Source organism: Streptococcus mitis, assembly GCF_001074635.1.
In the GTDB taxonomy this organism is placed as follows: Bacteria; Bacillota; Bacilli; order Lactobacillales; family Streptococcaceae; genus Streptococcus; species Streptococcus mitis_E.
Genome location: NZ_JUQO01000117.1, coordinates 1 through 11,736, shown reverse-complemented (window position 1 = coordinate 11,736; position 11,736 = coordinate 1). Strand labels below are relative to the sequence as shown.

Annotated in this window: 11 protein-coding genes, 1 pseudogene, 1 riboswitch and 2 other annotated features; of the genes and pseudogenes, 2 read left to right on the top strand and 10 right to left on the bottom strand. The window is 41.8% G+C overall.

Annotation, left to right across the window (positions count from 1 at the left end; genetic code table 11):
• The 10 genes and pseudogenes from ADI58_RS05020 to ADI58_RS04970 all read right to left on the bottom strand — a co-directional run.
• Nucleotides 1–238: pseudogene (locus ADI58_RS05020) on the bottom strand (anthranilate synthase component I); the annotation flags it as partial.
• A 304-nt stretch (nt 239–542) separates the two neighbouring features.
• Nucleotides 543–768, bottom strand: a binding site (T-box leader).
• 181 nt (nt 769–949) lie between these two features.
• Nucleotides 950–1,180, bottom strand: a binding site (T-box leader).
• Nucleotides 1,181–1,214: 34 nt separating this feature from the next.
• Entirely contained in the window at nt 1,215–2,444 is a 1,230-nt protein-coding gene (locus ADI58_RS05010) for a DegT/DnrJ/EryC1/StrS family aminotransferase (RefSeq protein ID WP_049521693.1), read from the bottom strand.
• 42 nt (nt 2,445–2,486) lie between these two features.
• A complete protein-coding gene (locus tag ADI58_RS05005; RefSeq protein ID WP_049521692.1) occupies nt 2,487–3,179 on the bottom strand; it encodes a sugar transferase in 693 nt (230 codons plus the stop codon).
• Between the two features lie 130 nt (nt 3,180–3,309).
• The gene (locus ADI58_RS05000; protein ID WP_049521691.1) at nt 3,310–5,052 is read right to left on the bottom strand and encodes an ABC transporter ATP-binding protein; all 1,743 of its coding nucleotides are present in this window, start codon (nt 5,050–5,052) and stop codon (nt 3,310–3,312) included.
• Nucleotides 5,042–6,787, bottom strand: coding sequence for an ABC transporter ATP-binding protein (locus tag ADI58_RS04995; RefSeq protein WP_049521690.1), 1,746 nt, complete (start codon nt 6,785–6,787; stop codon nt 5,042–5,044). The genes ADI58_RS05000 and ADI58_RS04995 overlap by 11 nt, the downstream gene beginning before the upstream one ends.
• Before the next feature lie 54 nt (nt 6,788–6,841).
• Nucleotides 6,842–7,477, bottom strand: coding sequence for a DUF421 domain-containing protein (locus tag ADI58_RS04990; protein WP_020900360.1), 636 nt, complete (start codon nt 7,475–7,477; stop codon nt 6,842–6,844).
• Nucleotides 7,474–7,929 (bottom strand): DUF3290 family protein, encoded by a 456-nt coding sequence (locus ADI58_RS04985; protein WP_000675329.1) that lies wholly within the window; start codon nt 7,927–7,929, stop codon nt 7,474–7,476. Before ADI58_RS04985 ends, ADI58_RS04990 begins: the two co-directional genes overlap by 4 nt.
• 126 nt (nt 7,930–8,055) lie before the next feature.
• The gene (locus ADI58_RS04980; RefSeq protein WP_080982470.1) at nt 8,056–8,697 is read right to left on the bottom strand and encodes an SdpI family protein; all 642 of its coding nucleotides are present in this window, start codon (nt 8,695–8,697) and stop codon (nt 8,056–8,058) included.
• Nucleotides 8,678–8,965 carry an autorepressor SdpR family transcription factor gene (locus ADI58_RS04975; protein WP_049521689.1) on the bottom strand — a complete coding sequence of 96 codons (288 nt, stop codon included), beginning with the start codon at nt 8,963–8,965 and terminating at the stop codon, nt 8,678–8,680. The genes ADI58_RS04980 and ADI58_RS04975 overlap by 20 nt, the downstream gene beginning before the upstream one ends.
• Complete coding sequence (locus ADI58_RS04970; protein ID WP_049521688.1) at nt 8,949–9,848, bottom strand: CPBP family intramembrane glutamic endopeptidase; 900 nt, start codon at nt 9,846–9,848, stop codon at nt 8,949–8,951. The genes ADI58_RS04975 and ADI58_RS04970 overlap by 17 nt, the downstream gene beginning before the upstream one ends.
• Nucleotides 9,849–10,068: 220 nt before the next feature.
• On the opposite strand from ADI58_RS04970, the gene ADI58_RS04965 reads away from it, so the two are divergent.
• Both ADI58_RS04965 and ADI58_RS04960 read left to right on the top strand, forming a co-directional pair.
• Nucleotides 10,069–10,896: an exodeoxyribonuclease III gene (locus ADI58_RS04965; RefSeq protein ID WP_000767478.1), complete on the top strand. Its 828-nt coding sequence runs from the start codon at nt 10,069–10,071 to the stop codon at nt 10,894–10,896.
• Between the two features lie 11 nt (nt 10,897–10,907).
• Entirely contained in the window at nt 10,908–11,294 is a 387-nt protein-coding gene (locus ADI58_RS04960; protein ID WP_000386226.1) for a bleomycin resistance protein, read from the top strand.
• A gap of 234 nt (nt 11,295–11,528) precedes the next feature.
• A riboswitch (purine riboswitch) is annotated at nt 11,529–11,624 on the top strand.
• The last annotated feature ends 112 nt before the right edge of the window (nt 11,625–11,736 follow it).

Below are 11,736 nucleotides of genomic sequence, written 5' to 3'. Positions count from 1 at the left end.
GTCTCTTATGAGTCACTTCATAAAGGAAATCCAAGGGATCCCGATCAATCACTTGACCATTTTGATAAAGAATTCCATTTTCAAACTTAATCTCAAAAACTGGATTATAGGCTAGGATAGAAAAACGAGCTGTTTCCTTGTCTCTCGGAATACTCTCTAAGATCACCTTGTGTTGCCCCTTTAAGCGCATATAAGCCAAGATTGGTGATAAGACATCTCCATGAATGATTCGTTCCATTGTAATTTCCCTTTCAGTTCCTTATTTTTAATTTTTTATCTTTTTCTATTTCCCTTAAATAGTGCGGACGGGAGCAACTTTCTCCGAAATTTCATCCCTAATTTTTGAGCCTTAGGTCTCAAAAATTCCGTCCTATAGAAGCATATTTGCTTCTATAGGATACCACTATGGCGGGAAATATCTTTTAAAAGCTCACTTCGTTCGCAAATTTTTTGTAGCAATCTATTTAATAATGAACAATAATTTAAAACTAAACAGCTGAACCTATAATAGACATATAAAAATCCCCACGCAAAACAACTTGCGTGAGGACGAAATTCGCGGTGCCACCTCAATTATAGGATTTCTCCTATCTCTCATTCCTGTCTCAGAAACCTCTTGTAACAGGCTGTGCGATAAAGGGCACTCCCTTGAGAATTATGTTTTCTTCTCTTGTTTCAGATGGACCCAACCTTACAACTTTCTCTACTTGTTTCCAGCAACCACAAGCTCTCTGTGAGAGAAAGGACTGTAATTTTTCCATCTATTATTTTTTAGCTTCTAGGTAGTCTGCAATCGCAGCTACGTCCTTGTCTCCACGACCAGAGACATTGATGATGAGATTTTCATTTCGGTACACCTTTACTAGCTTCTTTCCTTGATAGTTGGAATCTTTCCACTTTCTATCGCTATCATGTTACGAAAAAAGCCCACACACAGAATATACTTCTGCGTGAGGGCGTTGGTAACGCGGTGCCACCTCAATTATAAAGGGACTATCCCCTTTACATCTCTACCTTGTCTAACAACAAGTTGCACTGTAAGGTGTGCGCACCGAATTTTCATTGTTTCAAATTCATTTCTAAAATCAGCCCACTTTCACTACTCCCAACCACCTGTTCACAATCACCACAGGCTCCCTGAAGATCAAAAATAGTTACTTTTCTGATTTGTTGAACTTATTTTAATACTTTGTTTTTTCTTTGTCAAGACTTTTTTACGATTTTTTTGATAAAGTTAGCACTTTTTCAGAAACTGTTTTGAAAGTCTCAATGATATAGTCTACTTCTTCATCGCTTAATTTAGTATGAAGTGGAAGCGTAATTTCATTTTCAAAGAAGGCATAAGCCTTAGGATAATTAGCCATATCAAAGCCAAGATTCTTATAGGCTGTTAAGAGAGGAAGCGGTTTATAGTGTACGTTACTTGCAATTCCTGCTTTGGCTAATTCTTGGATGATGAGATTGCGTTCTTCTAAGCTTGCTCCTTCTACATGGGTGATGTAGAGGTGGCGTGAAGATTCGACAGTTTCAGTCTTGTGTGCTAATGGATGGATACGAGAACCTGCAAAACCACGATCATAGCGGTCCACGATATTCTTACGACGTTGTAACAAACTTGGATAGCGGTCCAATTGTACCAAACCAAGTGAAGCCATGATATCGGTCATATTGCACTTGTAGGCTGGTGTGACGATATCGTATTCCCATGACCCCAGTTGCATCTTGGCAAGAGCATCCTTAGTTTGACCATGAAGCGACAGAATCTGGAATTCCTTGTACATCTCTTCGTCGTCAATTGCTGGATTGGCTTTCCAAGTCGCACTTCCACCTTCTGCCGTTGTAAAGTTCTTAACGGCATGGAATGAGAAGGAAGTAAAGTCAGCGATAGAACCAGCTGGTTGTCCTTTATAAGTAGATCCCAAAGCATGGGCACTATCAGAGACAATCACAATACGGTTAAAGGCCTTTTGCCACTTGCTTGAAGCGGTAAAGAGGTCACGTTTTTTCTCCACAACTTGGAACAAACGATCATAATCGCAAACAATCCCTGCGAGCTCTACTGGGATAATCACCTTAGTTTTCTCAGTGATAGCTTGCTCCAGCAGGTCATAGTCCATCTCAAACGTACCTGCTTGGATATCCACCATGACAGGGGTTGCTCCTACGTGAGTGATGACACTACATGAAGCTGTGTAAGTCATAGCTGGAACAATGACTTCATCACCAGGTCCCACTTCTAAGACGCGCAAAATCAACTCAAGAGCGGCAGTCGCAGAGTTGAGGCAGACAGTCTTAGGCGTCTGTGTGTATTGAGACAAACGACGCTCCAGTTCTTTTGTCTTAGGACCTGTTGTGATCCAACCAGAACGCAGGGTATCCGCTACTTCAGCAATTTCTGCTTCTGTAATATCGGGAGGTGAAAATGGAATATTGTAATTTGGCATTGATTTGCTCCTTTTATCTGTACTCATTTTCTCATGACTACTTTATTTTAGCACTTCAAACACGGTTTGAAACATGATTTTGATGTCTCCAAGGAAACTAAACTCTCGGAGATAGGCGAGGTTATAGCGCATCTTTTCAGGAAGAACATGCTCTACATAGGCCTGATCAACCGACAAACCTTTCTCCGTCATTTGACTGATGATAGTGTCCTCATCCTTGTAGTGAATGCTGGCTGGAGAGGTAATTCCTGCTGGCAAAAGCAAGGTTGCCATCATTTCAGGGCTATACTGCTCTGTGTAGCGTGGCACTTCAGGTCGTGTACCGACAAAGGACATTTCGCCTTTCAGGACATTGACCAGCTGAGGCAGTTCGTCTAAACGGACACGGCGGATGAAATTGCCAACCTTGGTAATACGACTATCGTTAGCTGAAGTCACCAGACTACCTTTTTTATCCGCATCCGTCACCATGGTACGGAACTTCCAAATCTTGAAAGATCGATTGTACTGGGTCACGCGCTCTTGCTTGTAAATCACTGGCCCCTTGCTATCCAACTTGATCCAAATGCTCAAAATGAGAAAGATGGGAGAGGTCAGAACCAGTAAGACCAAGGCTAGAACCCAGTCCAAGCAACGCTTGAAAATCATCGACCCCTTCCTTTTAGAGACAAGCTGGTAGTAAGACTCAACCTCGCTTGATTTCATTTCCACGGGCAAGTCTTCCCATTTCAGCATGCTGTTTCTCCTTTGTTTTTATTATACTATTTGTCAACATTTTTCATTATACCACAAAATGGAAAAGGCGGTGAAAGAAATCTGTAATTTGAAGGATTTCCTTCTTATGCTCAATGAAAATCAACGAGTATTAGGCCATGGCCCCTGCCTGTAAGCTATACATCTTGTGGTAGGTTCCTCCCAAGGCCAAAAGTTCCTCATGGGTTCCACTCTCGATAATGCGCCCCTTGTCCAAAACATAGATACAGTTGGCGTCTTGGATGGTAGAAAGGCGGTGAGCGATAGCAATGGTTGTCCGTCCCTGTCTCATCTTAGCCAGAGAAACTTGAACCAGACTTTCTGTTTCAGAGTCAATATTGGCTGTCGCTTCATCCAAAATCAGGATTTTAGGCTGACTGGCGACTGTTCTGGCAAAGGCAAGAAGCTGACGCTGACCTGTTGAAAAACTGGAGCCACGCTCAGAAACAGGGGCGTCATATCCCTGAGGAAGTTCTTGAATAAAGGAATCTGCATCCACGAAGGCTGCAGCAGCCTGGACCTGCTCATCACTAATGTCTTGGTACATGGCGATATTGGACTTAATGGTTCCATGATAGAGGAAGGGATCCTGCAAAACTAGCCCGATATTTTTCCTTAGCTCTTCCTGACTGTAGTCTCTAATATCCACATCATCCAAGAGAACTCGCCCTGACTGGAATTCATAAAAGCGCATGAGGACATTGATAATCGAAGATTTCCCAGAACCTGTATGCCCCACAAAAGCAATGGTCTCACCCTTGTTAACGGAGAAGGAAATATCATCCAGAATCGGATGTTTTCCATCATAAGAGAAACATACATGTTCAAAACGAATATTGCCTTCTTGGATTTTGGCTTGCCCATCATTTTGAAGGGGCTCATAGGTCCTCTCATCAATCAAGGCAAAGACACGGCCTGCAGACACCATGGACGTTTGCAGGGTTGAAAAGTTTTGCGTCACCTCAATCAGGGGATCAAAAAGACGGTTGATATACTGGATAAAGGCATACATAGTTCCGGCCGTTATCCCGATAGAAAGACCACGGTAGCCAAAATAGGCCATCAAAACGGCGTAGCCTAGGAGTTTCAGCAAACTCATGGCAGGGCGCAAAAAGAGGGCATCCAAGGCTACAGAACGGTTGGCATAGACCAAGTGTTCTTGGTTAATCTCATCAAATTCTGCCTGCAGGCGCTTCTCTTGGTTAAATGCCTGGATTATCCTGATTCCTTCGATATTTTCTGCCAGCTTACTATTGATATCTGACAAGAGACTTCTGGTCTTCTCGATGACTTTCACTGATTTTTTCCGATAGAGATTGACCAAAAGGAAAATCAAGGGGAGAAAGAGCAAGACCAAAGCTGTCAAACGAAAATCCAGCACCAACATGGTGTAAAGGGTTGTCAGAAAAATGAAAACTGCTGAGATAAAGCTAGACAAAATCCCCGAAAACATATCACTGATGGTCTCAGTGTCATTTGTCAAACGAGAAACGATGGAACCTGCTGGCGTCTTGTCAAAATAAGACATGCCCAGCTTCTCCATATTGAAAAAGGCATCCCGACGAATATCCCTAACAATACTGTAGGACACCCGTGCAAAGAGAAGATTACCGACATACTGGACCAGAGTTTGTAGGATATAAAGGCCATAGTAGGCCAGCAAAACGATCACAGCAAGTTGGTTGAGATTGCTCAGATACTGGTCTATAAAGTGGGAGGCCACAAGGGGAATGACGCTTTTAATGACCGTCGTCGCTAGGAGAAAGCTGAGTGCCAAAAAGGTCAGGAGTCCATAGGGCTTGAGATAGGACATCAAGCGCTTCAATACAACCCATTGTTCTTTCTTATTCCGCATCTTCTTCTCCCTTCATTTCCAGCTGCTGAGACTGGTAGGTTTGGGCATACCAGCCATCCAAAGCTAGCAAGTCTTCATGCCTGCCTCGTTCGATAATTTGGCCATTTTGCAGAACTAAAATCAAATCTGCATGGACAACCGCACTGAGGCGATGAGCCGTAATAATGGTTGTCTTGTCCTTTCGCGTCTCCTTGAGGTTGTCGATAATCGCATACTCTGTCTTGGCATCCACGGCCGACAAAGAATCATCCAAAATCAAGATATCAGGGTCTAAAATCATAGCCCGACTCATGGCCAGACGCTGCTTTTGCCCACCAGAAAGACTGACTCCTTTTTCACCAATCAGCGTATCAAATCCCTGAGGCATAGCTACAATGTCTTGGTAAACTTGAGCTAGCTTAGTCGCTTTCTCTACCGCCGAAAGGGGCAAATTAGGATTTCCAAAGCAGATATTGTCTAAAATCGAAGTCGCAAAGAGGAACTGGTCCTGAGGAACATAGCCCATGAGACTGCGAAGGTCTGTCAGACGATAGTCACGAATATTATGACCGTTTAGGTAAATAGCACCCTTATCCACATCATATTCACGCAAGAGGAGTTTGATCAAGGATGTTTTCCCAGAACCTGTCTGCCCAACCAAGCCCAGAGTTTGCACTTTTTCCAAGCTGAAGTGAATATCCGTCAGTGTTTCCTCATTTTCAAAGGCAAAGCTGTCAATGGCATATTCCAAACGTCCATTTTCAATACCATCTAAAGGAAACTCTGGGTCTTTTACTGGTGATTCCTGAGATAAAAGTTCCTCAATCCGCTGGTAAGAAACCTTGCCTCGCTGGGTAATATTAAAGAGGAAACCGATGGCCATAAGAGGCCAGACCAACATATCCAAGTAACTGATAAAGGTAACCAGATTTCCAACCGTGATTTGCCCTTCCTGAACCATCAAGGAGCCGACCAGAAGGGTTAAAACATAGGAGGAACCAACAAATAAGAGAACCATGGGGTCAAAGAGACTATCGTATTTCATGGTTTGGAGATTCTTTTGGAAGGTCAAGGCATTGACTGACTGAAAAGACTCCAGCTCATCTGCCTGATAACCGAAAGACTTGGTCACTTTGATACCTGATACGGACTCCTGCACCTTGTTATTGAGTTCAGAAAAAGCAGCTTGGGATTCGCCAAAGGCCTTATGAGTCTTTCTCCCAAGACGACTGGTCGCATAAGCCATGAAAGGTAGGGGAAGAATGGCAACCAAGGTCATTTGCCATGAGATGCTAAAGAGCATGGTCAACAAAGTCACCAGAGCCGTGATAGAGGCATCCACCGCAGACATGACTCCTCCACCTGCGAGACGGGTTAAGGCATTGATATCATTGGTAGCGTGTGCCATCAGGTCTCCCGTCCGATAGGTTTGATAAAAGGCTGGAGACATTTTTGTGAAATGCTCAAACAAGCGAGAGCGCATAATCTGTCCCAAACGGTAGGAAGTCCCGAGGATATACATACGCCACACATAGCGCAGATAGTACATACCAAAGGCCGCAAGCAGCAGGTAAAATAGGTCAAGAAGAAGATCCTGCTGGGTTAATTGCCCCGATGTAATGGCATCAATGACCCGCCCCATAACCATAGGTGGAATGAGATTGAGGACGGAAACCAAGACCAGGGCCACAATCCCGACTAGATAACGGCGTTTTTCTAACTTGAAAAACCACCAAAGTTTTTGAATAATGGACATAACATCCCTTTCTGATTGCAAATAGAAACCTGAGGCCAAGACCCCAGGTTTTTCTTATTCATAGGTTACGACTGTGACCGCACCCTTGTCATACTCAGCGATAAAGATATTGGCTACATTGTCATGCCCTTGCTTGCTGAGGTTATCAAGCAACCACTCTTCGTTACGACCAATCGACTCCAAAACATCGACTTGTATCACACCGTCAGTCACAACTGGATACTTAGGATTTTCATCTCCCATTTGGACCACGATGAGTTGGCCATTTTGCTCCTGCACAGCTCGTTTGACCTGCTTCATCTGGAAAATTCCTTGGCTACGAAGTTTGAGGGCTACTTCCGCTGCAGACAAGCCAACTGAACGACAGGCTTCTGGGTCAATCTGACCATTTTTGATGAGGAGAGTTGGCTTACCATCAATCAAGCGTTTGACAAAACGAACATTGTTATTGAGCCACTTGAGGGTCAAGACCAAAATCGTCCACATCATCAAAATCACTGCATACTGGAGAATGCTGATAGAACTATTGTAAATCACCCCACCGATGATACCACCGAGAACATAGTTCTGAATTTGGTCTGTCGCAGAGTTAGGTGCTAGGTTCCCCTTTCCTGTCACATTGATAACAAAAACAAGCGAGAAGAGCCCCAAGGCCAGTTTGATTAAAATTTCCATATAGTTGAGCGTCATTTGTTTACCTCCACCAATTCAATAGCGTCTGTTTGATGCAATTCTAATTTCTCTAAAAGATACTTGTCTGGTTGGCTCCCGTTCATGGCACGATAGAAATTTGAACCTACCTTGATAAGTGCTCCATCAGTGGCTGCAGAAGTATTGACATAAACTTCTGATTTATCCACTCCCAAGTCTTTGGAAACAACCTCTATGAAATGAAGGGAGGTTTGAAATTGGTTGTTAGAGGCTTGATTGGTCTGGTATTTTGAGATTGTCACCAAAAGCATGGCCACCAAGGTCAAGGCCAAAATCATGACCAATTCCCGAAACTTAGTCCCCTTTTTATCACGATAGGCTTTAAAAGCAAAAAATCCTGTGATAGCTAGGAGAACAATTCCAAAGCCAATCATGATGCCATTTTGCTGACTGATTTGGCTAAGTACATAGTCATATGAGTAAAATTTCATTTATTTTCACTCCCTTTCATAAAATCATTCTTAATTATAAACGAAAGAGAGTGATTTTTCAAGCCATACGTTGGGGAAATGGACATATCAGACCAACTTCTCTAACTAATGACTCCAGTAGCTATTTCAAGATTCTGATTTTGATAATTGATATGAATAAACACCAGGCATCAACACCACAAGTAGAAGTGTCAAGAAAAACACCCAGTAAACATATAGTTGAACAAAGGAATTTAGAAACAATAACAATCCTCCTAATACCCAAATTTTTCCAGCTAGACGATGCGTTTTTCTCCAGTTTTCATCATTCTCCAAGGTCCACGGTAGTCGAATACCGATTATATAATTTCGGTGTGTTTTTGGTAGATAATTTCCAATTACGATCATCACGACTCCCATAAAAATCTGAGCTAGTAGCCCACTCATCATGGAATAACCCAAATATTCTCCGAAGATAGAAATCATTAATAGACAAGATACAAAAGGAATAATCCAGTAAATCAAAACTTGTATTTTTGAACTGATATTGCTAGATTTAGGATCCTTAATCATTAAAAATAGAAGCAACCAATGCATCAAAAGCATGAGAGTCGGTAATCCAAAGATAGCAAACATTTTATGATTGTAGCCATCTGCTTGACCCAGTAGATTAAAATGAGTGGGTATCTCCTCTGGTAATTGATTCCAGAAAACACAACCTACAAGGGAAGGTAGTAGGATGAGAATGCTCGTAAATAATACCAATTTCTTATTGATTTTTATCTTCATCAAAATGATCTCCTTTCAGATCTGCTAACCAAACCATTATATCCTCTAAAACCGATGTATTTAACTCATAATAAATAAAGTTTTTTTCTTTCATTTCATGAATCAAATCCGCTGCTTTCAAAATCGTGAGATGATGTGAAATCGTTGCACTTGTCAACTCGAATTGACTGGCAATTTCTCCTGCAGATAATCTACCTGCTTTGAGTAAATTTAAAATCTCTCTCCTAACTGGATGAGAAAAGGCTTTAAAACTATTTGCAAAACTCATAATGGCTCCTTTCCCTTTGTAATATTAGTAGGGCTAGGACTAAGCAAGGTAGAACTGATAGTATTCCTGTCGGTGATGGGCCTAAAATCAAGAGGCTTGAAACTTTTTCTCCTGGTAATTGAAAGAGTAACCCAATACCTGCAGTTGCATTGATTGCCCCATGAAATAGGGCAGAAGCCCAGATAGAACCTGTCTTTTCCAACAACCAGCTCAACAATATTCCTAGGCTAAAACAAAATAGAAACATAGCAACAACTCCCAAAACGGGATAAGCAAAATAAGATATTCCATAATTATAGCCTTGCAAATTGATTGGTAGATGCCAAAGACTCCAAATGAGACCAAGCAAGACATGAGTATGGACTATTGAAAAGCGTCCTCTTAGCACTGGGTAAAGATAGCCCCGCCAACCAATTTCCTCCCCTAATGCAAAGAAACTATTAAGAAAAGGAGCATAGGTCAAACTAGCTAGGATTTGAATCAAGGCCAAGAAAGATAAGGGAATGGTTGATTGAGAGACACCTTTTTCTTGTAAGATGGCTTGAATAGATTCAAAACCGAGGCTGAAATTGCTAGGAAATACAAGAAAATAAAGTCCTGCTCCTAAAAAACTGATGACTGCTGGTAACCAGATAGCTAGTAAGTAAAAGCGCCAGTTCCTCTTGAGATTCACGACTAATTTAGATTTGATTCCACTAGATTGATTCGTGATTTTCCCTAAGAGAAAGACTGCAAGTGCAGGCATCCACATGGCTACAATACTAGCAAGCTGACTCCATGGAGAATTTAGACCAACACCACTTAGCCATAGTGCCAACCATATTATCCAAGCAAGGGCATAAGCCAAGACCACAAAAAGAAGGATTGTTCTCTTATTTGACATATTTGTACACTTCACTTTCTATTTAGATGTTTTTCTAAATAACATTATACACCTTTCCATTCTAAATACAAGAACTATTTAGATTTTTTTCTAAATAGTTTAGGGAATTTTTATTTTCTCAGGATAAAGTCTAAAGAGTGATTTTTCAAACCATACGTTGGGGAAATAGACCTTTTTTTGGTATAATAAAATCTATAATCTGAATGAAAAAGGTAACTTTATGAAACTTATCTCATGGAATATTGATTCTCTTAACGCAGCCCTAACTAGTGACTCAGCTCGTGCCAAATTGTCCCAAGAAGTCCTACAAACCCTTGTTGAAGAAAATGCTGATATCATCGCTATCCAAGAAACCAAGCTTTCTGCCAAAGGGCCTACAAAGAAACACTTGGAAATTTTAGAAGAACTCTTCCCAGGCTACGAAAACACGTGGCGCTCTTCCCAAGAGCCTGCCCGTAAAGGCTATGCTGGAACCATGTTCCTCTATAAGAAAGAACTCACACCCACTGTCACTTTCCCAGAAATCGGTGCTCCGTCTACCATGGACTTGGAAGGCCGTATCATCACTCTAGAATTTGATGAATTTTTCGTAACGCAAGTTTACACTCCAAACGCTGGCGATGGCCTCAAACGCTTGGAAGAACGCCAAATCTGGGATGTCAAATATGCTGAGTACTTGGCTGAACTAGACAAAGAAAAACCAGTCCTTGCGACCGGTGACTACAATGTAGCCCACAATGAAATCGACCTTGCAAATCCTGCTAGCAACCGCCGTTCACCAGGATTTACCGACGAGGAACGTGCTGGATTTACCAACCTCTTGGCAACTGGATTTACCGACACCTTCCGCCATATTCATGGCGATGTTCCAGAACGCTACACTTGGTGGGCACAACGCAGCAAGACTTCTAAAATCAACAATACAGGCTGGAGAATCGACTACTGGCTGACAAGCAACCGCGTGGCTGACAAGGTGACCAAGTCTGATATGATTGACTCCGGTGCGCGCCAAGACCACACACCCATTGTCATGGAGATTGAACTCTAAGGAGAAAACGAATGGACTATCAAGCTGTCATTCCTGAATTTGTAGTATCTGACATCGAACAGTCGCGCCACTTCTACTGCGACTTGTTGGGATTCTCTGTCGAATACGAGCGCCCCGAGGAGAAATTTCTCTTCCTCTCGCTTGAAGACTGCCAGCTCATGTTAGAAGAAGGCAGCGCAGAAGAACTAGCCCAACTGACCTATCCTTTCGGGCGCGGTGTCAATATTTCCTTTGGCATCAAGGATGTCCCCCAGCTCTACCAAAATCTGCTGTCAGCTAACTATCCCATCCATCGTCAACTGACAAAAAGAGAATTTCGTGTTGGGGATCACTATATCTATCCTCACGAGTTTGCAGTCTTGGATCCAGATGGTTATTTTTTAAGATTTAGTGAATAGAATAATAAAGATTGGGAAAAAGTCTTTAAAGTTAGAAAAAGGCATATTGTCAAGTCTTGAAAAATCTTGATAATATGCCCTTTTATGATGGAAAAACCTTCTAAATGTTAGCCGATAAGTTAATTTTCGCCCATTTTTATTATATTTGTTCGTTTTTAAAACCAAAACACTAACGAAATATTTGATTTTTAAAGTTTTTTGGTGTAAAATAAAAACATTGGCTCAAGCCTATTTAAATTTAAATATCGTTTTACTTGTTTATGTCGTGAATTGGCACGATGTTTCTACAAGGTGCCGGAACACCTAACAATAAGTAAGTCAGAAGTGAGGTATGGTCGTTTTTGCCATGCCTATTTTGGGGACTTACTTAGAGATTAAGTAGGTCCTTTTTCTATTTCTTGCTAGAAACTATAAACAAGCAAATGGATTGGCTTTTAGACTT